Here is a 25,021-nt window from a genome sequence, read left to right on the forward strand (position 1 = left end):
CAGCCTCGCATTCCCGGGCCGCTCACGGACTCCGGCGGCGCCGGCTGTTCGCCCTCCGTAAGAGCCCTTACGAACCGCTTACGTCTCTTCGGCGCGGCCGGGGTCACGGGCTAGCGTCGGCGGAGTGAGAGTGATGGTCACCGGCTCGGCCGGTTTCGTCGGCGGGCACGTGGCCGAGACGCTGGAGGCGGCGGGTCACGAGGTCACCGCCCTGGACCTGCGCGACGGCGCCGACGTGCGCGACGCGGCGGTCCTGGACGCGCTGCTGCCGGGCGTCGATGTCGTCGTGCACCAGGCCGCCAAGGTGGGGCTCGGCGTGGACGTCTCCGACCTGCCCGACTACGCCTCGGTCAACGTGTACGGCACCGCCGTCCTGCTGGCCGCCATGGCCGGGCACCGGATCGGCCGCCTGGTGCTCGCCTCCTCGATGGTGATCTACGGCGAGGGCGACTACGAATGTGTCCGGCACGGCCGGGTCCGGCCGGGGCCGCGTACCGTGCAGGACCTGGAGCGGGGCCGGTTCGAGCCGACCTGCCCGCAGTGCGGCGAGCCGGTGCGCTGCGCCTCCATCGGCGAGGACGCCGCACCCGATCCGCGCAACGCCTACGCCACCAGCAAGCTCGCCCAGGAACACCTGGCCGCCAACTGGGCCAGGGAGACGGGCGGGAGCGCCGTGGCGCTCAGATACCACAACGTGTACGGCCCGCGCATGCCCCGCGACACCCCCTACGCGGGAGTGGCCGCGATCTTCCGCTCCGAGCTGGCGGCGGGCCGGGCTCCGAAGGTGTTCGAGGACGGCCGCCAGCTCCGCGACTTCGTGCACGTGCGCGACGTCGCCCGTGCGAACTTGGCGGCGGTCATGGCCCCGTCGCGGCCCGGCGCGCTGAGGGCGTACAACATCGCCAGCGGCGCCCCGCACACCGTGGGCGAGATGGCGGACGCGCTGGCCGCCGAGCAGGGCGGACCGAGCCCGGAGATCACCGGAGGCTACCGGCTGGGCGACGTCCGCCACATCGTGGCCTCTCCTGAACGGGCGGGCCTGGAGCTCGGCTTCCGTGCCGAGATCGGCTTCGACGCGGGGATGAAGGAGTTCGCCCGGTCATGACGGTCGACGTGATCCTGCCCTGCCTGAACGAGGAGGCCGCGCTCGGCTGGGTCCTCGGACACATGCCCGCCGGCTGTCGCCCGCTCGTGGTCGACAACGGCTCGACCGACCGCTCGGCCGAGGTCGCCCGCGAGCTCGGCGCCCACGTCGTGCACGAGCCGCGGCGCGGCTTCGGCGCCGCCTGCCACGCCGGCCTGCTGGCCGCGACCGCCGACGTCGTCTGCTTCATGGACGCGGACGCCTCGCTCGACCCTCGCCAGCTCCCCTCGGTGGTGGCGCCGGTCGCCGCCGGCCACGCCGACTTGGCGCTCGGCGCCCGCCGGCCGCGCACCGTGGGGGTCTGGCCCTGGCATGCCCGGCTCGGCAACGCCGTCCTTGCCCGCATCCTGCGCCGCCGCACCGGGGCCCTGCTGCACGACCTCGGGCCGATGCGGGCCGCCGGGCGCGAGCGGCTCCTCGCGCTCGGGCTGACCGACCGCCGGTTCGGCTATCCGTGCGAGATGGTCCTGCGTGCCGCCGCCGCCGGCTGGCGGATCACCGAGACACAGGTCGACTACCTGCCCAGGTCGGGACGCTCCAAGGTGACCGGGACCGTGCGCGGCACCCTGCAGGCCGTCTCCGACATGCGGCGCGTCATGGCCGAACTCGGATGATCCTGCGGCGCTTCAGAGCTTGCCGTCGAGGAACACGACGCGGTGACCGGCCAGCCGGGAGGTGATCCCGGCGACGAAGCCGGTGCGGAGCGGCGGCCAGCCCCAGAACCTGAAGCCCAGGTGGCCGAACGCGAAATAGTCGTCCGCCCACCGCCAGCCGGTCGGCTCCACCGCCCGGCCGCAGGACGGACACGGGATGACGACGTCGCGCCCCTCGTCCCAGTCGTGCACGACGTCGCGGAAGGGCTCCCACGCCTGGCGGTCGAGCGTGAAGTCGTCGTCCATGAGCTCGACCGTCGCCGAGCAGTGGGGGCAGGTCACCGCCGTCGGGTCGCCCTGCCCCGCGTCGAAGACGGTGCGGCCGACGCTGATCTCCAGGCCGCCCTGCCACGGCCCGCTCCAGCCGGAGGCGTCCACCACCTCGCCGGCGCGCGGGCCCGACGCGTGGCCGAGCTCGGCGCCGAGAACGCAGTCGGTGCGCTCGGCGGCGACCACGCCGGACGAGACCAGCCAGCTGAGAACGCCCTCCGCCAGCGCGCCCGCCTCCTCGGGCGACGCCTCGACGTCCACGATCGTCTGGAACCAATCCCCCACGTGACTTCCTTCCTGCTCGTCCTGCCAGCCGAACGACGTGAAGCCTACGGTCCTCCACCGACATCCCGCGCCGGTCAGCCGGCGACGGAAGCGCCGGAAGAGCCGGCCCGCGTGCCTTCTCCTGCGACCTCCCGGGTCTGGTGTGTGACCCCCTCGTCCGCGCGCCCGGGAGCGGTGAACGCGGCCCGGTGCTCGGTGACGAACTCGGCGAAAGACCGGGCCCGGCGCCCGGTCACGTCGGGAACGGTGCTGGTCACGCGGTCCTCCGCGCCGTGCCGGATGTCCTCGTCGAGGGCGGCGAGCATGCCGGCGTACGCGCGGGGCAGGCCGGTGGCGGCGAACCGCTCGGCCATCTCGGCGGCCTCGACGGGCCGGTGCCGTACGGGCAGGCCCGTGACGTCGGTGATGACGGCGGCGGCGTCGGCGTAGCTCAGCGCCTGCGGGCCGGTGATCAGGTGGTCGGTGTCGTGCGGCGCGGCGTCCAGCAGCGCCCGTACGGCGACCGCGGCGATGTCGGCGGCGTCCACGAATCCCACCCGGCCGTCCCCGGTCGCGGTGACGATCTCGCCGTCCGTGCGGATGCCCTGCGCCACGGGGTGGTCGCCGGTGAAGTTCTGCATGAACCAGGAAGGACGCAGGATCGCCCACTCCGGCACCGTCGCCCGTACGACCCGGGGCAGGGCGCCGACGCCGGGCGCGTCCTCGGGCAGCGCGGACGAGCTCAGCAACACCGCCCGGCGCACCCCGGCGTCCACCGCGCCGGCCAGGAAGGACCGCACCAGCGGCGCCGGGTCGAGCGAGCCGGCGGGGGCGATCAGGTAGATCCCGTCCACCCCGGCGACGGCGGGGCGGTGGGTGTCCGGATCGTTCCAGTCGAAGCGTACGTGGTCGGCGGCGGCCGGTGACCGCGTGGCGACGCGCACGTCCGCGCCCTGTTCGCCCAGCCCGGCGGCGACCCGGCGGCCGGTGGTGCCGGTGCCGCCGATGACCAGCACGTTCATGCGCCCGCGCTCCCGCTGGTGAAGGCCGCCGTCATCGCGTCGAGCCCGCCCATCGTCTCGGCCGCGGCGAGCGGGCTCCAGTAGTCGCGGCAGCGCACGATCTCGCCGTCGCGCACGGTGACGACCGTGACGTACCGCATCGTGTACGGCTTCCCGGTGGCCACCGCCACCCCCGCGATCTCGAACTCCGCGACGGCGACGGCCGGATCGGCCGTCTCGTGGACCACCTGCTCGGTGATCTCCTTCACGTCCAGCAGGTCGGGATATCCGCGCAGGTAGTCCTCGATGGCGGCCCTGCCGTTCAGCCGGGCGGGGTAGCCCTTCGGGGCGAACGGGAACTCGATGACGCCGTCGACGGCCCAGAGCCCGGCGTAGCCGATCATGTCTTTGGCGAGCAGGCGCCGGAGCGCTTCTGCGATGAGGTCGCGCGCGGTGGTCATGGGTCTCTCCCCAGGGTCGAACAAATGGACGGTACGGTACCGTCCCGTTCATCATAGGACGGGACGGTACCGTACCGTCCACATGTATGCTGCGGGGCATGACCGCACGTACGCGCCGCCCGCCGACCGGTGCCGCCGTTCTCCAGCCGCAGATCACCACGGCGATCACCGAAGCCGTGCTGGACGAGCTGGCCAAGCGCGGCTACGGGCGGTTGGCGATGGAGGCGGTGGCCCGGCGCGCGGGCGTGGGCAAGAGCGCGCTCTACCGGCGCTGGCCGGGCAAGCAGGACATGGTGCTCGCGGTGTTGTCGGAGATGAGCGTGCCGCTGGCGGAGTTCCCGGACACCGGGTCGCTACGCGGAGATCTGATCGGGGGCCTGCACGCCATCCGCGACTGGCTGACCCACCCGCGGTTCGTCCTCATCCTGCCCGACCTGACCGCCGAGGCCGCCCGCAACCCCGACCTGGCCGAGGCGATCCAGAACGCCATCGGCACCCCGAGGCGGCTGCTCGGCGCGGCCGGCCTGCGCCGGGCCGTCGACCGCGGCGAACTCCCCGCCGACCTGGACCTCGAACTCGCTCTCGACCTGATCGCCGCCCCCATCCACTGGCGGCTCAACGTCCGCCAGGCGCCCGTGGAGCCCGGCTACCTCGAAGCCCTCGCCGACCACATCATGCGCGCGCTGGGCGCCACCGAAAGGTGACTGCGGGCCACCCCGCCCGGCGAGCTCCCGGTGCGTACCGCCGCCGGCTGAGCTGCGGCCCACCCGGCGATCAAGGAAAGGACGTCCCTGATCGCCGGGGGAGGGGGATGGCCGCCGCGGCGTCGGGGGGATCGGCGCGCCGCACCCCGCTCGTCCCGTACGCTGCCGGTCACGCGCGGTCGGCAGGTCGGGCTCCGGCGAGGTGGCGTCGGGCGCGCGCTGAGGATCACGGCGGCCGCGGCTTCACCGGAATCCTCGGCTCTTCACGAGCGAGTCGTCAGCCCTTGCTCCAGATCGCCGCGAAGGTGTTGCCCGCGGTGTCCAGGACGACGGGCGTGTAGCCCAGGGCCTTCATCTTGGTGTTCTGCAGGGTGTAGGTCACGCGGGACAGCTGCAGGTTCTCCTTCAGGCCGGTCGTGGGGCCCTTGCTCCACACGGTGGTGTAGAGCTGGCCGGGCTCGATGGCCATGAGGACGGGGCGCAGGCCCTGCCTGGCCATCGCCAGGAGCTCCTTGCCGCGCTCCTCCACAGTCTGGCCGAGGCTCACCTTGACGGCTCCGGTGGCGGCGCCGGCGACCCAGACGGCCGCGTAGAGCGGCTTCTCGACGGTGCCGTAGACGTCGACCGAGGCGAGGCTGAGGCCGGCGCCGCTGAGCTGGGCGTTGAGCTTCTGGAAGGCGCCCTTGGTCAGGTCGACCTTGGCCTCGGCCTTGCCGGAGGGCTTCTTCTCGAAGACGGCCGCGAAAATGGCGCCAGGGCCCGAGCCGGTGCCGCTGATGATGGTGGGCACGTAGCCCAGCTTCAGCTGCTCGGTGATGCGCTTCTGCAGGTCGATGGCCGTCAGGCCCTGCAGGACGTTGACCTTGCGGGTGACGTCCTTGACCCAGAGAGACGCGTACTGGGGGTTGGCCGCGTTCGTCACGCTCAGCGCCTGCGGCACGTAGCCGCTCTTCAGCAGCTGCTTGACGCGCTTCAGCTGTGCCAGGGGGTTGAGGCCCTGGAGGGGAAGCACGTCGTCCAGCGGCAAGTTCCGCTGGACGGTCGTCGTCGCGGGCTGCGCGGCTGCAGGGGACGCAACAGCCAGCAGGGGAGCGGTGGCCGCCGCCAGAGCGGTGCTGATGGCGATGATCCTTCGGGCGCTCCGCATGATCCTCCTCGGGTAAAGGGTGTCCCTTATTTTGGGGCAGGAAGGGACCATAACAGAGGATGAGGGATATTTGACCATGCGTCATGGTGATCGTGATGCGGCTGTGTCAGATCGTTCACGCCTAGAATGCGATTCGATAACGGGGTGGAAAAGCGCGGCGTCTTCGCAGGTCAGGGCATGTGTCGCGAGCAAGATCATCAAGAGAATGGCACGGTCTAATTAGCAGACCTGGTGCTCCGAATTTGCTGTCTCGATCAATTCCCGTTTTCTTCATAAATCGGACATTTCGGTCCCAGCTTTGTGGAAGCGGCCGGCCACCTTGATCATCACCCTGTTCGAGGGCTCGCGGAATCAAGCGATCTGCTACCTGTCGCCAAGGACTCCCGGAACAATCACCACTGTGAGTCACGAACCCCAGCACATCGGCCCATACGCCATCGTTCGCCCGCTGGGGGAGGGCGGGATGGGCATCGTGTACCTCGCCCGCGATCGCGCGTCGAAGCTCGTCGCGCTCAAGACGCTCCGCCCCGGCCTGGGCGCCGACGCCGACTTCAGGCGCCGGTTCAGCAGGGAGATCGAGGCGGCGCGGAGCGTGGCACGCTTCTGTACGGCGCCGGTGCTGGACGCGGGCATCGACGGCGACGTCCCCTACCTCGTCACCGACTACGTCGAGGGCCCCGACCTGGCCGGCGAGATCAGGAAGAAGGGGCCCATGGCGGGGGCCGACCTGGAGGCGCTCGCGGTGGGCGTGGCGACCGCGCTCACCGCCATCCACCAGGCCGGCGTCGTGCACCGCGATCTCAAACCCGCCAACATCCTGCTCAGCTCCGTGGGACCGCGCGTGATCGACTTCGGCATCGCCCAGCTGGTGGAGCCGGACGCGACCCGGTCCGCGTCGATCGTGGGCACGCCCGCGTACATGTCGCCGGAGCAGGCCACCGGCGAGCAGGTCACGGCGGCCGGCGACGTGTTCGCCTGGGGCGGCGTGGTGGCGTACGCGGCCACCGGGCGGGCGCCGTTCGGCACGGGCGGTGCGCCGGAGGTGCTGTTCAGGGTGGTTCACTACGCACCCGACCTGCGCGGCATGGACGATCGGCTGCGGCCGCTGGTGGAGCAGGCGCTGGCCAAGGAGCCGGAGCGGCGGCCGACGGCCCAGCAGCTCCTCGACCGCCTGCTCGGGCGCGAGGCGATCACGGCGGCCACGGCGACGCATCTGGTGAGCGATTCCTGGTCGGCCCGCCTGCTCGACGGCCCTGACCCCTCGTCCGGGTCACCTGGTGACCAGGATCCGTCGTCCGGGCTTTCCGGCGGCTCGGACCTTTCGTCCGGGGTGCCCGGCGTCTCGGATCCGTTGTCCGGGAGGCTCGGAGGCGCCGGCCGCTCGCCCGGGGACGCGGACCCGGCGCCGGCCCTTCGCCGGTCCGGTTCGCCATCCTCGCGCCGGTTCCGGCCCGGCTCTCCGCTGCCGTCCCTGCGGGGCTGGGACCGGTTGCCGCACAGGTGGTGGGGCCGGCCGGCGGCGGCGATCGGCGCCGTGCTGCTGGCGTCGTCGGGTACGGCAGCCGTGTGGTGGCAGACGTCGCGGACCGGCCCACCCGCGGACGACCGGGTGACCGCCACCGCCACGCCGCCGGTCACCCGCCCCCCTCGTGATCCGGACGCCCTCGCGCAACGCGACGCGTCGATGACGAACGCGTCAGGGGAGCGGGTGCCGCTCTCCCTCACGATCAGATCGCTCCACCGGTGGGGCGGCGAGATCCGCTTCGAAGGCACGCTCACGAATCTCAGCTCCACCGGCGCGAGCGCCGACTTCTCTTCCATGCTGGGCAGGCCGGCGTGGAACCTCCAGGAGATCACCCTGACGCCGTCCGGCACGACCGAGCGGCTCTCCCCTCTCATGGAGGGCGAGGTCTGCTCGTGCACGCAGTGGTGGAGTCACGCCAACGCGATCGACCCGAACGAGTCCGTCACCCTTCACGCGATCTTCCCCGACGTGCCGGGAGGGAAGGCCGAGAAGGCCGACCTCGACCTGCTGGATCTGGGCGCCTTCAGGAGCCTCCCCATCGACTAGCGCACGGCACGGTTACCGGAGGCGGTTACCGGAGGCGCCCTCAGGCCCGGGTGTGGCCGGCGGGCTCGGGTTCGGCGGCGGCCGGGTCCTGGCGCGAGGGTGAGCGGGCGCCGAGGGTCAGCCCCACGGCCAGGCACACCAGCGGGATCGCCGGGATCACATATCGGACGTCGTAGGCGGCGAGGAAGGGCGGGGAGGCGACCAGCGCGAGCGCCGCGACCCCGGGCAGGAGCGCGTCCCACCGCCGCCGCACCACCGCCGCGACCAGGGCCCCGCCGAGGGCCAGCACGAGCAGCGGGAAGGGCACGTAACCGAACCGCTGGTACGCGCGCAGCCACCCCGCGACCGGTTCCACGACCCGGGTCGCAGCCGGCCCCGCTTCGTACGACTCGGCCACGTCGCGCACCGATTCGTTGATCGGCCGCTCCGACTCGGGGAGCTTGTAGGGGGTCTTCTCGTCCACGGCCGTGCGCTCCCAGCGCAGCAGCTGCCCGAGGTCGGTCGCCGCCGCGGCCAGATAGTCGCCGGGCTGGGCCAGGATCGCCATCCTGGCGAACTCGCCGGCGAGCTGGTTGCGGTTGGCCTTGCCCGGCACCTTGAGCAGCGGCGAGAAGTCCTCCCAGAGCCAGTGCGGCGGGTAGGGCCGCTGCTCCACCGGCATGTCGGGGCAGAGCACGGCCAGCCGCTCGGGGGGCTTGATCACGCCGCAGTCGGCGAAGCTCATGGTCCGCGACCACAGGAAGTTGCCGTCGGCCTCGGTCAGCCCGAACTTGCCCTTCTCCACCTTCATCCACGTCGCGTACGCGCCCAGCGGGATGGCGCCGGCGACCAGCAGCGCCACCAGCGGGCGCCAGCCGTACCGGCGGATCAGCAGGTAGGCGGCGACGAGGATGAGCAGCGGCAGCCCGACGGTCCTGGTGATGCCGGCCAGGCCGAGCAGCAGCCCGCCGACGGCGGCCGTGGCCGGGCTGACGCGCAGGACGATGAGCACGACCGCGGCGGTGACCAGCACGATGAAGATCGCGTCTGCCATGATCATGTGCTCGAGGAGCAGCATGAACTCGTCGTACAGCAGCGGCGTGACCAGCAGCGCGGCTCCCCAGCCGGGCAGGCCGCGCCGGCGCAGCAGCGCGTAGATCGCCACGGCGAGCCCCAGCACCAGCAGGTGCTGCAGCACCGTGACCAGGGTCAGGCTGTGCGCGGGGCGGAGCAGCGCCAGGAGCAGCGAATATCCGGACGGCCGCGTGGTGCCCGGCGCCAGCTCCTCGCTCAGGAACGCGAACGAGTCGCCGTAGAAGAGCAGCGCCGGCGGGAACCCGAGCAGGGTGAGCACGCGGAGCCCGATCGCGGGCAGCATGGCGATGACCAGTGCGCGATGAGCCAACATGAATCCGCTTCCTCGTGAGCCGGGCCCCCACAATAGTGGGTGTTCCGGTCACCGAGCGGGGGCCGGGAGCTGGTCTCTATGGTGGTCGCCCACCACTGTCAGGCAGCGCGGACTCCTGATCTCCGCGTCGGACCCGGCGTAAGCCGTCAGTCATCCTTGCCGGGGGTTTTCCCGAATGTCATTCTGGAATTGGTGTCCCGGCGTCCTGACCACTCGTCGCGGAGGATGCATGACCGACCGCCCGATCATCGACAAAGAGGCGCTTCGCCTGAAATATCGGGAGGAGCGTGACAAGCGGCTGCGTCCGGACGGCAACGACCAGTACCTCCGCCTCACCGGCCGCTTCGCGCACTACCTCGACGACCCCTACACCCCGGTCACCGAACGCCCGCCGAAGACCGACCACGTGACGGTCGCCGTCATCGGCGGCGGCTTCGCCGGGCTCGTCACCGGCGCGCGGCTGAAGGAGGCAGGCGTCGAGGACGTGCGCGTCGTCGAGAAGGGCGGCGACTTCGGCGGCACGTGGTACTGGAACCGCTACCCGGGCGCGCAGTGCGACACGGCCTCGTACGTGTACATGCCGCTGCTCGAGGAGACCGGGCACATGCCGACGGAGAAGTACGCGCACGCGCCCGAGATCCTCGAACACTGCCGCCGCATCGGCAAGCACTTCGGCCTGTACGACAACGCCCTCCTCCACACCGAGGTCAAGAGCCTCGAATGGGACGCGGCCCGCTCCCGCTGGCGCATCAGCACGAACCGGGGCGACCGCTTCACCGCCCGGTTCGTCACCATGGGCATCGGCCCGCTGCACGTGCCCAAACTCCCCGGCATCCCGGGCATCCAGACGTTCCGCGGGCACGCGTTCCACACGAGCCGCTGGGACTACGCCTACACCGGCGGCGACCCGTCGGGCGCGCCCCTGGACCGGCTGGCCGGCAAGCGGGTGGCCGTCATCGGCACCGGCGCGACGGCCGTACAGTGCGTGCCGCACCTCGCGCGAGCCTGCAAGGAGCTGTACGTCTTCCAGCGCACGCCCTCGTCGGTCGACGTGCGGGACAACCGGCCGACCGACCCCGAGTGGTTCGCCCGGGTCGCGAGCCCCGGATGGCAGCAGCGCTGGCTGGAGAACTTCACCGCCAACCAGACCGGCGCGCCGGCCGACGAGGACCTGGTCATGGACGGCTGGACCGATCTGGCCCGCCGCGTGCGCTCGCGCATCCAGGCGCTCCCGCCCGGGCGGCGTACGGCGGAGCACATGCTGGCCGCGTTCGAGGACTCCGACTTCGAGAAGATGGAGGAGATCCGCGCCCGCGTCGACGCCGTCGTCACCGACAGGGAGACCGCGCGGAAGCTCAAGGCGTGGTATCGCCAGCTCTGCAAGCGCCCCTGCTTCCACGACGAATACCTGCAGGCCTTCAACGTCCCCGGCACCCACCTCGTCGACACCGACGGCAAGGGCGTGGAACGCATCACCGAGAAGGGGGTCGTGGCCGCGGGCAGGGAGTACGAAGTCGACTGCGTCATCTACGCCTCCGGCTTCGAGGTGGGCACCGACTACACCCGCCGCGCGGGCTACGAGGTGACGGGACGCGACGGGGTCAGGCTGTCGGAGCGCTGGGCGGAGGGCATGCGCACGCTGCACGGCATCCACGTGCACGGCTTCCCCAACGTCTTCCTCGTCCAGCCGACGCAGGGCGCGAACCTCATCTCCAACATCCCGCACAACCTCACGGAGGCGGGCAGGACCATCGCGCTCACCATCCGGCACGCCCTCGACCACGGTCACGGCGAGATCGAGGTCACCAAGGAGGCCGAGGACGCCTGGATCGAGCTGCTGCTGTCGGGCGGCGGCGGGATCCTCGGCTCCCCCGACTGCACGCCGGGCTACTACAACAACGAGGGCCAGGACCTCGGCCTGCGCAGCTGGCTCAACGCCGGCTATCCGCACGGGGCCATGGCGTACTTCGGCTACATCGACCGGTGGCGCACGTCGGGCGCGTTCGAGGGGCTGGAGTTCCGGTACGGGGCCGGTCCCGAGGGCTAGTACCTTCGTCCGGCATGAGCTACGACCTCTATTTCGCCCGTCGCGCGCCCGGCCAGTCCTGGGAGGAGGCGCTGGAGGAGCCGCGATCGCCCGACCCGGCGGCCTGGGAGCGCGTCGTCGGTCGGGCCCGCGAGATCCTCGGCGAGGTGCGGATCATCGAATATCCGCCCAACTGGGAGATGGACCACGAGGGCACCGGCATCTCCGTGAACCACTGGGAGGGCGGCTGGGAGATGAGCGCCCCCTACTGGACGCACGGCGAGGACGCGCGGCGGACCGTCGACGCGCTCTACGAGATGGCGCGGGCCGTCGAGCGCGAGTCCGGCCTCGAGTGCTACGACCCGCAGGTCGGCCTGCCGCTCGCGGAGATCGCCGACACGGCGCGCGCGGTGGAGGCGTTCGACACGGTGGCCGACCGGTTCGGCCGGCGGACGGAGGCGACCTGACCGTCCGGCTCGGGTGACAGGGCGAGGAGGCCTGGCCCTCGCGAAAGGTACACCCTGGACTACTGCCCGGTCCTCCGGCCCTGGTTACCGTCATAGGGTGCTGAACAGGACCGCGCTGGAGGCGTTGACCCGGCGCCCGCTGCCCTTCCTCAGGTCGGCCTGGCCGTGGCGGAGTGTGGCGTACCTGCTGGCCAGCGCCGTCCCCGGCGCGGCCTTCGCGCTCGCCGCCATCGCCGCGACGCTCATCGAGTCGCCCCAGGGCTTCGCCGTGGGCGCGGCGGTCGTCGTCGGAGCCGTACTGCCCGTCGCCTGGTTCGAGCCGCGGCGGCTGCGGCTGGTCGACGACGTGCCCGTACCCGCGACGCCGGACCGGCGCAGGCGGGAGCTGGGGCTCGCGGTCATGACGTTGCTCGCGATGTGGTGGATCGACCTGATCATGGTGCTCTTCACCGTCGTGGGTCCCGTGCTGCTCATCCTCACCCCGGCCGTGCAGCCGAACGTGGCGACGTCCGTCGGGGTCGCGGCCGGCGTGGTCGGCGTGCTGCTGCTGCCCGTTGCCGCGTACACGGCCACCGCCTGGGGCGGCGCGCGAGGGGCCATGGCCCGGGCGGTGCTCGCCCCGCAGGGGTCCGAGCTGAACGAGGTGCTGAGGTCGCGGGCGCGGCTGGTGGACGCGTTCGAGATGGAGCGCCGCAGGATCGAGCGGGACCTGCACGACGGCGCTCAGCAGCGGCTGGTGTCCCTGTCGATGACGCTCGGCCTGGCCAAGCTGGACCTGCCGGAGGACTCGCCCACCGGACGGCTGATCGGGCTGGCCCACGACGAGGCCAAGCAGGCGCTGGCCGAGCTCCGCGAGCTGATCAGGGGCGTGCACTCGCAGGTGCTCACCGACCGGGGGCTGGGCGCGGCCGCGCAGGACGTCGCGGGACGCTCGCCGGTGCCGGTGGACGTCGACGTCCAGCTGCCGGGACGGCTGCCCACCGCCGTGGAGGTCACCGCCTACTATGTGATCAGCGAGACCCTGGCGAACCTCGCCAAGCACGCCCGGGCCACCAGGGGCGCCGTCACCGGCCGGCTTGAGCGCGGCACGCTGGTCGTCGAGGTGCGCGACGACGGCGTGGGCGGCGCCGACCCGGCCAGGGGAACGGGGCTGAGCGGCCTGGCCGACCGGCTGGCCGTCGTGGGCGGGAGACTGTCGGTGTCCAGCCCGGCAGGAGGGCCGACCCTGGTACGAGTGGAGATTCCGTGCGCATAGTGATCGCGGAGGACGCCGTCCTGCTCAGGGAGGGCCTGGCCGGGCTGCTCGAACGGTTCGGCCACACCGTGGCCGCCTCGGTCGGTGACGCGCCCGCCCTGCTGTCCGCCGTCGCCGAGCACCGCCCCGACGCCGTGGTGACCGACGTGCGCATGCCGCCCGGCTTCTCCGACGAGGGCCTGCGGGCCGCCCTGCACCTGCGCGGCTCCCATCCCGACGTCGCCGTGCTGGTGCTCAGCCAGTACGTCGAGCAGACGTACGCCGCCGAGCTGCTCGAGTCCGGCGGCGGCGCGGGCGTCGGTTACCTGTTGAAGGACCGCATCGGCGACGTACGCGAGTTCGTCGACGCGCTCGACCGGGTGGCCGCGGGCGGCACGGTCGTCGACCCCGAGGTGGTGCGGCAGCTGCTGCGACGGCGGCGCGACCCGCTGGGCAGGCTCACCCCGCGCGAGCAGGAGGTGCTCGGCCTGATCGCCGAAGGGCGCTCCAACGCCTCCATCGCGAAGGAGCTGGTCGTCACCGACGCGGCCGTGGCCAAGCACATCGCCAACATCTTCGCCAAGCTCGACCTGCCGCCCGCCGCAGACGGGCACCGCAGGGTGCTGGCGGTGCTGGCGTACCTGCGAGGCTGACCGGACGGTGCGGGAGCCCGCGTACGTGCGGGTCAGGTGATGCAGAGCTCGTTGCCCTCGGGGTCGGCGATGGTGATCCACCAGTTGGGCCCCTGGCGGCCGCGGTGCAGCACCTTCGCCCCCTTCGCGGTCAGCCGCTCGACCACGGGCTCGATGTTGTCGGCGCCCACGCGTACGTCGAGGTGCACGCGGTTCTTGGCCGTCTTGGGCTCGGCCACGAGCTGGAACAGCACCCGTGGTGCGCGTTCGAGCCCGTCGGGGTGCCTGATGGCCGCGCCCGCCTTCCACACCAGCGCGCCGTTGTGCGTGGTGGTGTCGTCGTCGGTGGCGTGCCCCTTCTCGATCATGGCGCGGATGAACGCCTCGTTCGAGGGCTCCACCTGCCAGCCGAGCGCGTCGGCCCACCAGTCGGCGAGTGGATGGGGGTCGCCCGTGTCGATGACGACTTGGAAGTCATATGCCATGAGTCCAATGCTAAAAGTAGGGTTCGTGGGCATGAGTGAGCAGTGGCAGGAGATCGGTGACCGGGTCTACGTCCGGCGCCACCGGTCGTACGACATGAACGTGGGTCTGGTCGTGGGCGACGGGCACTGCATGGTGCTCGACACGCGCACGTCGTACCGGGAGGCGGCGGACCTGATCGCGGCGGTCAGGACGATCACCTCCGCTCCGTGGACGGTCGTCAACAGCCATTCCCACTTCGACCACTGCTTCGGCAACGCCCTCTTCCGCCCCGCCGAGATCTGGGGCCACGTCCGGTGCGCGGAGGAGCTGGAGCTGTACGGCGAGCGGCAGCGGGCCGCTGTCATCAAGAACTCGCCGGAGCTGCGCGACGAGCTGGAGGAGCTCAGCATCGTGCCCCCGGACCAGACGTTCAGCGCCGCGGCCGGCCTCGACATCGGCGGTCGCATGGTGCATCTGCGGCATTTCGGGCTCGGGCACAGCAGCAACGACGTCGTCGTGCACGTTCCCGACGCGGGGGTGGTGTTCGCCGGCGACCTGGTGGAGGAGGGCGCGCCTCCGGCGTTCAGCGACTCCTACCCGCTCGACTGGCCGGTGACCGTGGGGAAGATGCTGGAGGAGATGCCCGAGCCGGTGGTCGTGCCGGGGCACGGCGCGGTGGTGGACCGGGCGTACGCGCTGGCGCAGCGCGAGGAGCTGTCCCTGGTGGCCGAGCTGGCCGAACGGGCTCATGTGGAGGGTCTGCGTGACCTGATCAAGCTCTTCCCCTTTCCCGAGGACGTGACCAGGCAGGCGATCGACCGCGCCTTCATGCAGCTCGACGCGGCCTGAGTGGCCGGCGGTCGACATGACCGCCATCGATCCGCTATATTGCAAAATGCAATATAAAAGGAGGCGGGATGGCGCGACGGCACGACCTGGTGGGCCTCACCGTGCTGGCCATGCTCACGGTGCGCGCCGCTCATCCGTACGAGCTGCACCGGTTCATCGTCGACACGCACAAGGACTTCATCACCGGCCTGCCACGCAGCCTCTACCACGCCGTGGAGCGGCTGGCGAAGGACGAGCTGATCGTGCCCGCCGGCACCGGCCGCGAGGGCCGCAGGCCGGAGCGCACGGTCTACGAGATCACCGACGAGGGCCGTGAGGAGCTGGCCACCCGGCTGCGCCGGCTGCTGGAGACGCCCGACCCCAACCGGCTCACGTTCGTCGCGGCCGTCTCTCTCATGGGGTGCCTCCCGCTGGCGGACGCGCAGCGCGCGCTGCGCACCCGCGGGGCCGCGATCGAGGGCGTCCTGGCCGGGCTGGACGCCCACATGCGCGCGCTCGACGCCGGCGGCCTGCCGCGCGTCCTCATGCTCGAGATCGAGTACGAGCAGGCGCTCTACACCGCCGAGCTCGGCTGGATCACCGGGCTGCTCGACCGCCTCGGCAAGGGGGAGCTCGACTGGTCCCCCACGATCGAGATGTGAAAGGCCGCCGGAGTGCGCCAACACCCCGGCGGCCGTAGACCCGAACAAGGCGCCTGCCCTGCCCGAACTCGCATTCACAGGATAGGCGCCGCGACAGAAGGAGCAGTGCCATGTCCGCAGAAGTCACCCACCTGCTGGCCCGCATGACGGAGACCTGGAACGCCGGGGACGCCACGGCGTACGCCGAGTTGTTCACGCGGGACGCCGAGTACATCACGTTCTTCGGCCTGCACCTGCGCGGCAGGCAGGCCATCGAGGACACGCACAGGAAACTGTTCCAGACCCCGATCAAGCTCGGACCCGCCGACGAGGCGCCGCTGGTCAAGGCGCTGTCCGACGACGTCGCCCTGGTGATCTCGGGCGGCGGCTCCACCGTGGACGGCGAGCCCGACCCGAGCCGCGCCTCCATCATCACCCTCACCGCCCTGCGCACCCCTGAGGGCTGGCGCTTCGCCTCGTTCCAGAACACCCGGGTGCAGCGGCCGTGAGGAAGCTGGTCACCGAGGTCGCCGGCGTGGTCTCGGCCCCCGTCGAGCAGGTGTGGCAGGCCCTGCTCGGCCAGGGGCCCGGCGGCGCGGTGAGAACCGAGCTGGGCGAGCACACCGTCGCCTACCAGGGCGGCTGGTGGTACCGCGGCGAATGGTCGGTCACCTCCCACCCCGAGGGCGCCCGCGTCGTCCACCGCGTCTACAACGTGGCCGAGTGGCTGCGGTGGGGCGTGCCGCTGGCCAACCGGCTCTTCATCGGGTTCGACCGGCGGACGCGCCAGGCGTTCGCCGAGGGCCTGGCCCGCATCGGGGAGAAGTTGGGGTGCCCGACGCGGCTCACCTAGGCTTCCCGGCATGGAGTGGGGACCGCTGACACGGGAGGACGCCCGGCCCTTGGCCGAGCTCTGGGCCGCCATCGAGGCCGAGGACATGACCGGCGCCGTCTACAGCGCCGACGACGTGGCGGAGCGGCTCTCCTCCCGCCTGCTCGACATGGCCGAGGGCACGCTGGCGGCCAGAGACGGCGACCGGATCGTCGCCTTCGGCTGCCTCCCGGCCCGGCAGTCCGCCGGCGACGTGCACCTGATGCAGCTGTGGGGCGGCGTGCACCCGGCCTGCCGCAGGCGAGGGCTGGGCCGGCGGGTCATCGACTGGAGCCTGCGGGCGGCGCCCGAGGTGGGCGCGATGGTTCATCCCGGTGTGCCGGTGGAGATCTCGTTCGACGTCTTCGACGACCGGCCCGGCACGCGGGTGCTCGCGGAGGGCGCCGGGTTCACCGCCGCGCGCTTCTTCGCCCGCATGGAGCGGTCCGTGACCGGCGACCTGCCCTCGGCGCGCCCGCCCGAGGGCGTGTCGATCGCCGCCTGGTCGCCCGAGCTCGACGACGGGGCCCGCCACGTGCGCAACGAGGCGTTCCGCGATCACTGGGGCAGCGTGCCGCACACCCCCGAGAGCTGGCGCCACAACCTGACCGGCTCCCGCAACTTCGTCCCCGAGGCCACGTTCGTCGCCATGGCCGGCGACCAGCCGGTGGGCGTGCTGGTCACCCACTTCTTCGACCACAAGTTCGCCCTGACCGGTGAGCGCCAGGCCTGGATCCAGATCGTCGGCACGCTGAAGGAGTGGCGCGGCAAGGGCGTGGCGAGCGCGCTGATCGCCCACGCCCTGTCCGCCTTCGCCGCCCAGGGCTACACCAGCACCGGGCTCGGCGTCGACGCCCACAACCCCACGGGAGCGGTCCGCGTCTACACCGGGTCGGGCTTCGCCGTCACGCGCCGCTGCACCGTCTATGTTCGCTCCGTGTCCTGACCCGCGTTCGCGGCCTGGGCCGGGGTCAAGGGAAATCTCGCGATAAATCCGGCGTCTTCGTACACCAGAGTCCCGCCGTGCAGGGCGGCGATGTCGCGGGCGATCGACAGCCCGAGCCCGGCCCCGCCCGCGTCACGGGCGCGGGCCTCGTCCAGCCGGGTGAACCGGTCGAAGACCGCCTCCCTGTGCTCCGGCGGGATCCCGGGCCCGTCGTCGGCCACTTCGAGCACCGCCTGATCACCTTCGGCGCGCACCCCCACCCGCACGGTGGAGGCGGCGTGCCGGACCGCGTTGTCGACCAGGTTGGTCACCAGGCGGTCGAGATGCGCACGCGAGCCCTTCATCACCACGTCGGGCTCGACGTCGAGCTCCACCCGCACGTCGGGCCGCCGCCTGACCCGCAGCGACTCCTCGGCCGCCACCTGCCCCAGGTCCAGCTCCGTCGTGCGCGGCGGCTCACCGGCGTCCAGCTTGGCCAGCATGAGCAGGTCGGCGGCCAGGGACTGCAGGCGTTCGACGTCGGCCAGCGCCTCCTGGGTGAGCTCGCTCCGCTCGGCCAGCTCCAGCCGGGCGCGCAGGGTGGCGATCGGGCTGCGCAGCTCGTGGGCCGCGTCGGCGACGAACCTCTTGTGGGTGCCGACCGCCGTCTCCAGCCGGTCGAGCGTCGCGTTGACGGTGGTGGCCAGCGCGGCGATCTCGTCCTTGGAATCAGGTACGGGCACCCGCTGGTGCAGGTCGCGGGCCGTGATGTCGGACACCTTCGCCCTGATCGCGGCCACGGGCGCCAGCGCGCGGCCCACCGAGAACCACGTCATCCCGGCCACCACGGCCAGCACGGCGGGCATGCCGGGCAGCAGGGCGCCGTACAGCGTGTTCAGGGCTTCCTCGGCGCTCGCCAGGGAGACCCTTGACCACACCATCGCGGGGCCGGCCTCCGTGCTCACCTTGACACCGGCGATGGCGTACTGGCCCGGCTCGGCCCACTCGACGGTCGCGGCGGGCGCGGGTTTCACCTTGGTCAGCATGACGTCGGGGTCGGCGACCCTGACCACCGCGCCGTCGTTCGCGTAGATCAGCTCTCTTGTGCTCTCCGCGCCCACCGGCCGCTCGCCGCTCGGCTCCGCCTTCCGCGCGGGGCGGGACGGCCCGGCGGGTGAGTCCGCGGGAGGCCCGGTGGTCGGCTCGGTGGGAGGCCCGGTGGTCGGCCCGGTGGCTTCCTGCACGGGGTGGAACCCGGTGGCCGGCGGTGTCACCTTTTGAGCGGGTACGACCGACAAGGTCTGCGCGTACGGCACCGCCTCCACGGCCTTCCTGACCGCCGCGGCGTCGGCGCTGCGTTCCAGGCTGCCCCGCAGCACCGCGACCAGTCCCAGGGCGACGACGCCGAGCGCGAGCGCCACCACGAGCGTCGCCGCAGCGGTCGCCCGCAGCCGTACGGACGACAACCCCGAGGCCGGCCACTCTGAGGACGTCGAGGACGACAGCCCCGGGAAGGAAAGCTTCGGCCGTTTCACGCCGCCTCCAACCGGTAGCCGGCCCCGCGTACCGTCACGAGCGTCGTCCGGCCGAACGGCCCGTCGATCTTGCGGCGCAGGGCGCTGATGTAGACCTCGACGATGTTCGGGTCGCCGTCGTAGGAGAAGTCCCACGCCTGGGCCAGCAGCTCGCTCTTGGACACCACCTCGCCGGCCCGCCGCGCCAGCGCGTGCAGCACCGCGAACTCCTTCGGCGTCAGCGCGATCTCCGCCTCACCCCGGTGGCAGCGCAGCCCGGCGGGGTCGATCACCAGGTCGCCCACGCTGATCGACACGGGCCGCTCCCGCCCGCCCCGCCGTACCAGCGCGCGCAGCCTGGCCAGCAGCACCACGTAGGAGAACGGCTTGGCCAGGTAGTCGTCGGCGCCGTTGTCGAGCGCCTCGGCCTCGTCGTAGATGCCGTCCTTGGCGGTGAGCATCATGATCGGCGTCCAGTCGCCCGCCTCGCGCAGCTTGGAGCAGACGGCGTAGCCGTTCATTCTCGGCAACATCACGTCGAGCACGATCACGTCGTACGTGTTCTCGGTGGCCATCCAGAGCCCGTCGCGCCCGTCGTGCGCCACGTCCACCGCGAAGCCCTCACCGGCCAGGCCGCCCTTCACCAGGTCGGCCAGTCGCTCCTCGTCCTCCACCAGTAGCACTCGCACACGCACAAGAGTGCCGCAGCGCACCTAAAGCCAACCTGAAGATCGTTTCGGGTCTCTTCAGGGTCGCTTCAGGTACGCGCGAGCACGATCGGGGGCGTTCGATCGACATCGAGTGAGGAGAACCATGTTCAAGCGACGTCTCGCGGTCCTCGCCGCGGTTGCCACCCTGGCCGTGACCGGGCTGGCCGGCTCGGCCCTGGCCGACGAGCCCGCCCGCCCCACCTCCGGCGCGAAGGTGATCTGCAAGACGAGCGACGGCAAGACCATCGAGCTGGCCAAGGCCCTGCCCGCGAAGGGATTCAAGGCGACCCGCCCCGACGGCGAGATCAGGAAGGCCGAGCCCGGGGAGACGGTGGTGCTCCGGGACGGTGACCCGGCCGCGGAGGTGAAGGCCCTGCCGCGCCCCGAGGACGAGGCGGAACGGCACACGCGGGTCGAGGACGGTTACGCGGTGGCGGCGCCCGCCCTGCCTGCAGAGGGAGTGTTGATCAGGGACCACGCCGACGCACCCAAGGGCGTGGCCAAGACCATTAGGATCTCGTGCGAGAAGGCCGAGTAACCAGGTCGCTCCGCTGACGACGGCTGCGGCCCGGCGCCGGGCCGCAGCCCTCGGCCCGGCACGGCGTGTGTGGCCCCTTGGCCCTCAAACCAGGCCGGTGACGACCGGGCTCGCCATCTGGGCGACGACCAACGCGCCGGGCGCGCGCAGCAGTCGCAGGGAGTATGGCTGGAGGGAACCCGTCGGCCCCGCCCAGGGAAGGCCGATGGGGACCCGCACCGTGTCGGCCGTGTCCCACGGGGTGACCAGCACGGTTACGGTCATCTTCGTGCGGCTCTCCCAGGACGGGTACGCCACGGCCAGCGAGTCGGCCAGCGGTGTGTGCCCGGTTTCAAGATCTCCGGTGCGCGATCGATGGAGCCCTCCGAGGGAGAACGACACCCGCTTCGCTCCACCCGCGCCGAACGTCTTCCAGCGGTAGGTCCACTTCTTGTCGTAGTTCTTACCGTTCACGACGTCGAGGAAGCCCTCTGTACTGAACGAGCCGGTCACCCGCTGCCGGGCGAGGACCTTTCCCGACGCCTGCTCCAGCACCACGCCCTCGCGCTCGCCCCAGACCACCGACAGGGCCTCGGCGTCTCCAGATCGGCGGATCTCGACGCTCTCCGGACTGGCCGACACCTTCCGCTCATGCCGCCACACCTCGGCGCCGGTAGCGGGATCCAGCCCGAGTACGGCGATGGTGAACGCGCTCGACCCGTACCACCAGTCAAGGTCATATGTTTTCTGCTTGATCCGCGGAGCGCAGATGATGATCTGGGCGAACACGTCCCGGGCCATCGTCCGGAATTGGTGCTCGTCCCGGTCCTTGCCGGTCAAGCAATCTCGCGGCGGGGCGTAGTGCCAGGCGGGCTCAGAGGCGGTCGGCTGCCAGCCGGTGAGCGTTCCGGGCCACAGAGTTGCGAGCGGCTGTCCACGGCTGGAGGTGACCACACCAGTGGAGTTCAGCCACGGGTCTTCATCTCCCCACCCCTTCGAGTGCTCGGAGAGGACCACCCCTGTGTACGCGTCCAGAAGCACCGTCCGCCGGGTGAAGCGGATCGCAACGGTGCTCCCGTCAGGTGACGCCCGGAAACCTTTCGCGAAGCTTCCCGGCCGGCGGTAGTGCCAGCGTTCCCGGCCGGTGACGCTGTCCAGCGCCACGACGCCGTTTCTCACCCACACCACCAGGCCGGCACCCGCGACGGCGACGTCATATGGGGGCGCGCCGTCCGGGGTCTGCCACCGCCATGCGATCTTTCCCACCGAAGCCGGCACCGCCGCGTGCGGGGCGGCTTTCGTCGTGGTGCCGGCGTCAACGGGCAGCACCACGACGGCGATCAGGACGATTGCGCTTGTCACCACCGCGACGGCCGATCCGCCCAGCACCCCGGTGAGCCCTCTTTTCGCCGGTCTGAACGCGAGCGCTGTCACGGCGAACCCTGCCGCCGTCGCCGTCAGGCCCGTGGTGAAGGCGGCCTCGGACGCCCCCGGCTCACCCAGCGCGAAGGCGCCCTTCAACGCAATCCACTGAAATACGGCGGCTACCACAAGTCCTGCGGCGCAGGTCAGCGTTGATACACGCCATTCGTCGGCTTGCGGCCCGCCGTACGAGTCGCGCCGGCCTGTGCCGCGGACCGTCCTGACGATGGTGACCAGCCACCAGACCAGCAGAATCCCCAGCACGAGCGCCGCCATACTGAGGCCGGGCGGCTCCGGGGACGAGGCGGGTAACGATGGCCAGTCAGGCGGCGACCACCAGGCCACGTACGCCGAAACCGCTGTAACCGCTCCGGTGGTCGCCAGACCGACGCCGAACCACCCCCACCACGGACGGTTCACCATGTGCGTCAGCCGCAGTGGACGCCCCGCAGCCAGCGACCCGCACCGCCGACCGCGCCGTAAACGTCGATGCACTTGCTCGGAGCCTTGGCGTACACCGGTCCGGCGTAGTACTTGAACCATCCGTGGTCGTTGTCGGTGGAACCGCCGGAGGGCCTGATCTTCGCTGTCTTGTAGTTCTCCGCGTTGGCGAAGCTCCCGTACCCGTAGGTGAGAGCGCAGTTCTTGCCGTTGCCGGCGTTGTAGTAGACCTCGATCGTGCCGTGCCTCTTGACGTCTCCGTTGATGGCGTAGACGCCGACCCTGGCGTAGCCGGCGCCGCACGGGCCGGCCGCGCTGGCCGATGTGGCCCCGGCCACCAGCCAGGTGGAGGCAAGCGTCGCGCCGGCCATGACCAGTCCGAGCGTTCTACGGATCTGCATGTGTTTCCCTTCGCCGATCGCCGGCGGCCTCAGGCCCGTTGAGCGGGTCATGCGCCGTTCCCGCGGGAACATACTGGGCTCACCTGGACATCGCATCTGAATGTCCGAATGCGAGGGATGGGCGACCGGAGACGGGCCCCGGCACAACGGAAGCGCGCCCCCAGCCGGCAGGGGGCGCGCTTCCCAGCGGGATCAGGACATCTTGCGAGACGCCTCATCCGCCTTGTCGGACGCCTTCGTGGCCATCCGGTCCGCCGACTCCGCGGTCTTGTTCGCACTCTCGTTGACCCAGCGTGACGCATCGGAAGCGGAGTCCTTCATGTGTTCGGTCCACTGCTGGGCGTTTCGGCGGTAGAACATGTAGCCGATCGACCCCACCGTGAGGCCGGTCAGCAGCATGAGCATCGGCCATCGCCGCGACCGCTCGGGCTTGGGGTCGATCTTCCTGGCCGCCGTGGTCAGCATGTGGCTGACCTTGGGGGCGAGTTGCTCCTCGAACCCGTGTGCCGCGGACTCCAGCCGCGGCGCCGCCCAGTAGCGGGCGTCCTCGATGCGCCGGGCGGTGACCACTTTGGCCTGGTCCGCCATCGGCGCCATACGGTGGCCCGTACGGACGGCCTGGGCCCGCATTCGGCCCACCCATGTGGCGGGAATCTCCACTACCACGCGGCGTCTTTTCATTGTCAGGGACACGTCAACCTCCCCTGTCGTTGGGTGCCCGAGCCTGACCTTCCCTGGACAAGGCGGCTCAATCATTGCCGTCCGTGGGAGGATGGCCCGGAAAGGCCGTACGGCCATAGTCCTCAGAACATGACGAATCGACCCTGTACATAGAGGGGGGCAGCTGTCTCGTGGCTGAGAAGCTGATCGCTAACCTGCAGACCAATCGCGGCACCATCAAAATAGAGCTCTTTCCCAACAAGGCCCCGAAAACGGTGCGAAACTTCGTCGAGCTCGCCGAGGGCACGCGCGAGTGGACCCACCCGGGCACCGGCGAGAAGGGCGTCGGCCCCTACTATGACGGCACGATCTTCCACCGGGTGATCTCCGGCTTCATGATCCAGGGCGGTGACCCGCTGGGCCAGGGCGTCGGCGGCCCCGGCTACGAGTTCGACGACGAGATCCACCCCGAGCTCCTCTTCGACCGCCCCTACCTGCTGGCCATGGCCAACGCGGGCATCCGCTTCGGCAAGGGCACCAACGGCTCGCAGTTCTTCGTGACGGTCCACGCGCCGTTGCGGCACCTCAACGGCAAGCACACCATCTTCGGCGAGGTCGTCGAGGGCCGGGACGTCGTCGACGCCATCTCGAAGACCCGCACCGGCGCCAACGACCGCCCCGTGGAGGACGTCGTCCTGGAGTCGGTCACCATCGACCGCGTCCCGGCCTGACCCAGCACCACGCTCCGGCGCTTCGAGGCCGCCCGATCCGCGGCGGCCTCGCCGGGGTGCGGGCCCCGCGGCCGGCTGCATGCCCGCACCGGCCTCAGCCCGGCGCCCGCACGGCACGTCCGCACCGGCCTCGGGCGGCGGTCACGCGGCATCCCCGCACAAGCCATAGGCTTCGGTCATGACCAGCCAGCCGCCGAGCCCGCCCCCGCAGCCCGAGCAGCCTGCTGAGGCGGTGCCCACCTGCTTCCGGCACCCCGACAAGGAGACCTGGGTACGCTGCCAGCGGTGCGAGCGTCCCATCTGCCCCGACTGCATGCGTGACGCGGCGGTCGGCTTCCAGTGCCCCGAGTGCGTGGCCGAGGGCAACAAGGGCATCCGCCAGGCCAAGTCCACCTTCGGCGGCGGCATCGTGCGCACGCCGATCGTGACGTACACGATCCTCGTGATCAACGTCCTGGTCTTCGGCGCCCAATATCTCACCGACACGGTCACCAGGCAGCTGGCCATGTGGCCCGCCGGCGTGGCCCTGCTGGACGAATATCACCGCCTGCTCACGGCGGCGTTCGTGCACAGCGGCGTGTTCCACATCCTGTTCAACTGCTGGGCGCTCTATGTCATCGGCCCCTACCTGGAGCGCGCCTTCGGCCATGTCCGATTCGTCGCCCTCTACCTGATCAGCGCGCTCGGCGGCTCGGTGCTCGGCCTCTGGATCGACCCGATCGCCCAGCCCACGGTCGGCGCGTCCGGAGCCATCTTCGGCCTGTTCGGGGCGGTGTTCGTGGTGGGCCGCAAGCTCAACATGGACGTGCGCGGCATCGCCGTGCTCATCGTGATCAACCTGGTGATCACCTTCGTCTTCCCCAACATCAGCTGGACAGGACACATCGGCGGGCTGATCACGGGCTCGCTGCTGGCGGGGGCGCTGGCCTACGCCCCCAAGAACAACAGGACCCTGTGGCAAGGGCTGGCGATCGGCGGAGCGCTGATCCTGCTGGCCGTGCTCGTGCTGGTCAGGGTGTCGGCCATCCTGGCCATGAGCTGAGCTTCCCCAGGCTGTGGAAAAGACTGTGGAAAGAACTAACGCCAGCGGGTGGAAAGCACCACACCGAAGATGATGAAAACAAACCCGATCAGCAGATTCCAGTTCTGGAGGTCGCCGATGAAGGGCGTCGTCGGTGCGACGTAATAGACGGCGATCCACAGGATGCCGATGATCCACGCCGTGACCATGGTGGGCGCCAGCCAGCGGGGGCTGACCTTGACCTGCTGGGACCTCTGCGGCGGGGTGTAAACCGCCTTCTTGCGAGCCTTCGACTTGGGCACTGGGTAACTCCTGCTGAGGGCCTGGGCTTCCGGATCGTCCACAGGCCTTTCGGTAAGCGTAGTTCAAGCACAGTAGTGCGAGCGTGCCAAGGATAGTCGCCACGCGCATGA

General features: G+C 71.1%; 28 protein-coding genes. 16 read left to right on the top strand and 12 right to left on the bottom strand.

Annotation, left to right across the window (positions count from 1 at the left end; all coding sequences use genetic code 11):
- Positions 1-124 precede the first annotated feature (124 nt).
- Together ABGB14_RS23075 and ABGB14_RS23080 are read left to right on the top strand one after the other, a co-directional pair.
- A complete protein-coding gene (locus ABGB14_RS23075; RefSeq protein ID WP_347645895.1) occupies positions 125-1,105 on the top strand; it encodes an NAD-dependent epimerase/dehydratase family protein in 981 nt (326 codons plus the stop codon).
- A complete protein-coding gene (locus ABGB14_RS23080; protein ID WP_347645896.1) occupies positions 1,102-1,758 on the top strand; it encodes a glycosyltransferase family 2 protein in 657 nt (218 codons plus the stop codon). The genes ABGB14_RS23075 and ABGB14_RS23080 overlap by 4 nt, the downstream gene beginning before the upstream one ends.
- Positions 1,759-1,770: 12 nt before the next feature.
- Here ABGB14_RS23080 and ABGB14_RS23085 read toward each other — a convergent pair whose 3' ends face one another.
- The 3 genes from ABGB14_RS23085 to ABGB14_RS23095 all read right to left on the bottom strand — a co-directional run bounded on the left by ABGB14_RS23085 (position 1,771) and on the right by ABGB14_RS23095 (position 3,793).
- A complete protein-coding gene (locus ABGB14_RS23085) occupies positions 1,771-2,352 on the bottom strand; it encodes a hypothetical protein (protein ID WP_347645897.1) in 582 nt (193 codons plus the stop codon).
- A gap of 74 nt (positions 2,353-2,426) precedes the next feature.
- Positions 2,427-3,353, bottom strand: a complete 927-nt coding sequence (locus ABGB14_RS23090) for an NAD(P)H-binding protein (protein ID WP_347645898.1) — start codon at positions 3,351-3,353, stop codon at positions 2,427-2,429.
- Positions 3,350-3,793 carry a nuclear transport factor 2 family protein gene (locus ABGB14_RS23095; protein ID WP_347645899.1) on the bottom strand — a complete coding sequence of 148 codons (444 nt, stop codon included), beginning with the start codon at positions 3,791-3,793 and terminating at the stop codon, positions 3,350-3,352. The genes ABGB14_RS23090 and ABGB14_RS23095 overlap by 4 nt, the downstream gene beginning before the upstream one ends.
- 98 nt (positions 3,794-3,891) lie before the next feature.
- Between ABGB14_RS23095 and ABGB14_RS23100 the strand changes: the two genes are divergently transcribed.
- Positions 3,892-4,497 (top strand): TetR/AcrR family transcriptional regulator, encoded by a 606-nt coding sequence (locus ABGB14_RS23100; RefSeq protein ID WP_347645900.1) that lies wholly within the window; start codon positions 3,892-3,894, stop codon positions 4,495-4,497.
- A 277-nt stretch (positions 4,498-4,774) separates the two neighbouring features.
- On the opposite strand, the gene ABGB14_RS23105 is transcribed toward ABGB14_RS23100, so the two are convergent.
- Positions 4,775-5,644 (bottom strand): hypothetical protein, encoded by an 870-nt coding sequence (locus ABGB14_RS23105; protein WP_347645901.1) that lies wholly within the window; start codon positions 5,642-5,644, stop codon positions 4,775-4,777.
- Between the two features lie 400 nt (positions 5,645-6,044).
- Here ABGB14_RS23105 and ABGB14_RS23110 point away from each other — a divergent pair, with 400 nt between their 5' ends.
- A complete protein-coding gene (locus ABGB14_RS23110; RefSeq protein ID WP_347645902.1) occupies positions 6,045-7,715 on the top strand; it encodes a serine/threonine-protein kinase in 1,671 nt (556 codons plus the stop codon).
- 40 nt (positions 7,716-7,755) lie between these two features.
- Here the strand turns inward: ABGB14_RS23110 and ABGB14_RS23115 are convergent, their stop codons facing one another.
- The gene (locus ABGB14_RS23115; protein ID WP_347645903.1) at positions 7,756-9,102 is read right to left on the bottom strand and encodes a hypothetical protein; all 1,347 of its coding nucleotides are present in this window, start codon (positions 9,100-9,102) and stop codon (positions 7,756-7,758) included.
- A 229-nt stretch (positions 9,103-9,331) separates the two neighbouring features.
- Between ABGB14_RS23115 and ABGB14_RS23120 the strand changes: the two genes are divergently transcribed.
- From ABGB14_RS23120 to ABGB14_RS23135, 4 genes are all read left to right on the top strand, one after another.
- Positions 9,332-11,149: an NAD(P)/FAD-dependent oxidoreductase gene (locus ABGB14_RS23120; RefSeq protein ID WP_347645904.1), complete on the top strand. Its 1,818-nt coding sequence runs from the start codon at positions 9,332-9,334 to the stop codon at positions 11,147-11,149.
- Positions 11,150-11,163: 14 nt separating this feature from the next.
- The gene (locus ABGB14_RS23125) at positions 11,164-11,595 is read left to right on the top strand and encodes a hypothetical protein (protein WP_347645905.1); all 432 of its coding nucleotides are present in this window, start codon (positions 11,164-11,166) and stop codon (positions 11,593-11,595) included.
- Between the two features lie 97 nt (positions 11,596-11,692).
- Positions 11,693-12,850 carry a histidine kinase gene (locus tag ABGB14_RS23130; RefSeq protein ID WP_347645906.1) on the top strand — a complete coding sequence of 386 codons (1,158 nt, stop codon included), beginning with the start codon at positions 11,693-11,695 and terminating at the stop codon, positions 12,848-12,850.
- Positions 12,841-13,482, top strand: coding sequence for a response regulator transcription factor (locus ABGB14_RS23135; RefSeq protein WP_347645907.1), 642 nt, complete (start codon positions 12,841-12,843; stop codon positions 13,480-13,482). Before ABGB14_RS23130 ends, ABGB14_RS23135 begins: the two co-directional genes overlap by 10 nt.
- Before the next feature lie 32 nt (positions 13,483-13,514).
- On the opposite strand, the gene ABGB14_RS23140 is transcribed toward ABGB14_RS23135, so the two are convergent.
- Entirely contained in the window at positions 13,515-13,946 is a 432-nt protein-coding gene (locus tag ABGB14_RS23140) for a VOC family protein (protein WP_347645908.1), read from the bottom strand.
- A 31-nt stretch (positions 13,947-13,977) separates the two neighbouring features.
- On the opposite strand from ABGB14_RS23140, the gene ABGB14_RS23145 reads away from it, so the two are divergent.
- The 5 genes from ABGB14_RS23145 to ABGB14_RS23165 all read left to right on the top strand — a co-directional run bounded on the left by ABGB14_RS23145 (position 13,978) and on the right by ABGB14_RS23165 (position 17,212).
- A complete protein-coding gene (locus ABGB14_RS23145; protein WP_347645909.1) occupies positions 13,978-14,775 on the top strand; it encodes an MBL fold metallo-hydrolase in 798 nt (265 codons plus the stop codon).
- Positions 14,776-14,843: 68 nt separating this feature from the next.
- Entirely contained in the window at positions 14,844-15,416 is a 573-nt protein-coding gene (locus tag ABGB14_RS23150) for a PadR family transcriptional regulator (RefSeq protein ID WP_347645910.1), read from the top strand.
- Positions 15,417-15,526: 110 nt separating this feature from the next.
- Positions 15,527-15,904, top strand: a complete 378-nt coding sequence (locus tag ABGB14_RS23155; protein WP_347645911.1) for an SgcJ/EcaC family oxidoreductase — start codon at positions 15,527-15,529, stop codon at positions 15,902-15,904.
- Positions 15,901-16,248, top strand: a complete 348-nt coding sequence (locus tag ABGB14_RS23160) for a hypothetical protein (RefSeq protein ID WP_347645912.1) — start codon at positions 15,901-15,903, stop codon at positions 16,246-16,248. The genes ABGB14_RS23155 and ABGB14_RS23160 overlap by 4 nt, the downstream gene beginning before the upstream one ends.
- A 10-nt stretch (positions 16,249-16,258) precedes the next feature.
- Positions 16,259-17,212 (top strand): GNAT family N-acetyltransferase, encoded by a 954-nt coding sequence (locus tag ABGB14_RS23165; protein ID WP_347645913.1) that lies wholly within the window; start codon positions 16,259-16,261, stop codon positions 17,210-17,212.
- Here ABGB14_RS23165 and ABGB14_RS23170 read toward each other — a convergent pair.
- Both ABGB14_RS23170 and ABGB14_RS23175 read right to left on the bottom strand, forming a co-directional pair.
- On the bottom strand, positions 17,191-18,726 hold the full coding sequence (locus ABGB14_RS23170) for a HAMP domain-containing sensor histidine kinase (RefSeq protein WP_347645914.1): 1,536 nt from the start codon (positions 18,724-18,726) through the stop codon (positions 17,191-17,193). The genes ABGB14_RS23165 and ABGB14_RS23170 overlap by 22 nt on opposite strands.
- Positions 18,723-19,394, bottom strand: a complete 672-nt coding sequence (locus tag ABGB14_RS23175; RefSeq protein WP_347645915.1) for a response regulator transcription factor — start codon at positions 19,392-19,394, stop codon at positions 18,723-18,725. Before ABGB14_RS23175 ends, ABGB14_RS23170 begins: the two co-directional genes overlap by 4 nt.
- A 124-nt stretch (positions 19,395-19,518) precedes the next feature.
- On the opposite strand from ABGB14_RS23175, the gene ABGB14_RS23180 reads away from it, so the two are divergent.
- A complete protein-coding gene (locus ABGB14_RS23180; RefSeq protein ID WP_347645916.1) occupies positions 19,519-19,953 on the top strand; it encodes a hypothetical protein in 435 nt (144 codons plus the stop codon).
- Positions 19,954-20,037: 84 nt separating this feature from the next.
- On the opposite strand, the gene ABGB14_RS23185 is transcribed toward ABGB14_RS23180, so the two are convergent.
- From ABGB14_RS23185 to ABGB14_RS23195, 3 genes are all read right to left on the bottom strand, one after another.
- Positions 20,038-21,618: a hypothetical protein gene (locus ABGB14_RS23185; protein ID WP_347645917.1), complete on the bottom strand. Its 1,581-nt coding sequence runs from the start codon at positions 21,616-21,618 to the stop codon at positions 20,038-20,040.
- A 164-nt stretch (positions 21,619-21,782) separates the two neighbouring features.
- Positions 21,783-22,196 carry a hypothetical protein gene (locus tag ABGB14_RS23190; protein WP_347645918.1) on the bottom strand — a complete coding sequence of 138 codons (414 nt, stop codon included), beginning with the start codon at positions 22,194-22,196 and terminating at the stop codon, positions 21,783-21,785.
- A 192-nt stretch (positions 22,197-22,388) separates the two neighbouring features.
- On the bottom strand, positions 22,389-22,826 hold the full coding sequence (locus ABGB14_RS23195) for a hypothetical protein (protein WP_347645919.1): 438 nt from the start codon (positions 22,824-22,826) through the stop codon (positions 22,389-22,391).
- 221 nt (positions 22,827-23,047) lie between these two features.
- Between ABGB14_RS23195 and ABGB14_RS23200 the strand changes: the two genes are divergently transcribed.
- On the top strand, positions 23,048-23,587 hold the full coding sequence (locus ABGB14_RS23200) for a peptidylprolyl isomerase (RefSeq protein WP_347645920.1): 540 nt from the start codon (positions 23,048-23,050) through the stop codon (positions 23,585-23,587).
- Positions 23,588-23,765: 178 nt separating this feature from the next.
- Entirely contained in the window at positions 23,766-24,629 is an 864-nt protein-coding gene (locus ABGB14_RS23205; protein ID WP_347645921.1) for a rhomboid family intramembrane serine protease, read from the top strand.
- Positions 24,630-24,664: 35 nt separating this feature from the next.
- On the opposite strand, the gene ABGB14_RS23210 is transcribed toward ABGB14_RS23205, so the two are convergent.
- The gene (locus tag ABGB14_RS23210; protein ID WP_132590961.1) at positions 24,665-24,910 is read right to left on the bottom strand and encodes a cell division protein CrgA; all 246 of its coding nucleotides are present in this window, start codon (positions 24,908-24,910) and stop codon (positions 24,665-24,667) included.
- Positions 24,911-25,021 lie beyond the last annotated feature (111 nt).

It is taken from the genome of Nonomuraea sp. B10E15, assembly GCF_039871615.1.
In the GTDB taxonomy this organism is placed as follows: domain Bacteria; phylum Actinomycetota; class Actinomycetes; order Streptosporangiales; family Streptosporangiaceae; genus Nonomuraea.

Bases quoted from the DNA above. Each gene is read 5' to 3' on its own strand.
- ABGB14_RS23080 (WP_347645896.1), top strand. From the start codon at position 1,102: ATGACGGTCGACGTGATCCTGCCCTGCCTGAACGAGGAGGCCGCGCTC.
- ABGB14_RS23090 (WP_347645898.1), bottom strand. From the start codon at position 3,353: ATGAACGTGCTGGTCATCGGCGGCACCGGCACCACCGGCCGCCGGGTC.
- ABGB14_RS23095 (WP_347645899.1), bottom strand. From the start codon at position 3,793: ATGACCACCGCGCGCGACCTCATCGCAGAAGCGCTCCGGCGCCTGCTC.
- ABGB14_RS23100 (WP_347645900.1), top strand. From the start codon at position 3,892: ATGACCGCACGTACGCGCCGCCCGCCGACCGGTGCCGCCGTTCTCCAG.
- ABGB14_RS23105 (WP_347645901.1), bottom strand. From the start codon at position 5,644: ATGCGGAGCGCCCGAAGGATCATCGCCATCAGCACCGCTCTGGCGGCG.
- ABGB14_RS23115 (WP_347645903.1), bottom strand. From the start codon at position 9,102: ATGTTGGCTCATCGCGCACTGGTCATCGCCATGCTGCCCGCGATCGGG.
- ABGB14_RS23120 (WP_347645904.1), top strand. From the start codon at position 9,332: ATGACCGACCGCCCGATCATCGACAAAGAGGCGCTTCGCCTGAAATAT.
- ABGB14_RS23125 (WP_347645905.1), top strand. From the start codon at position 11,164: ATGAGCTACGACCTCTATTTCGCCCGTCGCGCGCCCGGCCAGTCCTGG.
- ABGB14_RS23140 (WP_347645908.1), bottom strand. From the start codon at position 13,946: ATGGCATATGACTTCCAAGTCGTCATCGACACGGGCGACCCCCATCCA.
- ABGB14_RS23145 (WP_347645909.1), top strand. From the start codon at position 13,978: ATGAGTGAGCAGTGGCAGGAGATCGGTGACCGGGTCTACGTCCGGCGC.
- ABGB14_RS23150 (WP_347645910.1), top strand. From the start codon at position 14,844: ATGGCGCGACGGCACGACCTGGTGGGCCTCACCGTGCTGGCCATGCTC.
- ABGB14_RS23155 (WP_347645911.1), top strand. From the start codon at position 15,527: ATGTCCGCAGAAGTCACCCACCTGCTGGCCCGCATGACGGAGACCTGG.
- ABGB14_RS23165 (WP_347645913.1), top strand. From the start codon at position 16,259: ATGGAGTGGGGACCGCTGACACGGGAGGACGCCCGGCCCTTGGCCGAG.
- ABGB14_RS23180 (WP_347645916.1), top strand. From the start codon at position 19,519: ATGTTCAAGCGACGTCTCGCGGTCCTCGCCGCGGTTGCCACCCTGGCC.
- ABGB14_RS23190 (WP_347645918.1), bottom strand. From the start codon at position 22,196: ATGCAGATCCGTAGAACGCTCGGACTGGTCATGGCCGGCGCGACGCTT.
- ABGB14_RS23195 (WP_347645919.1), bottom strand. From the start codon at position 22,826: ATGCGGGCCCAGGCCGTCCGTACGGGCCACCGTATGGCGCCGATGGCG.
- ABGB14_RS23205 (WP_347645921.1), top strand. From the start codon at position 23,766: ATGACCAGCCAGCCGCCGAGCCCGCCCCCGCAGCCCGAGCAGCCTGCT.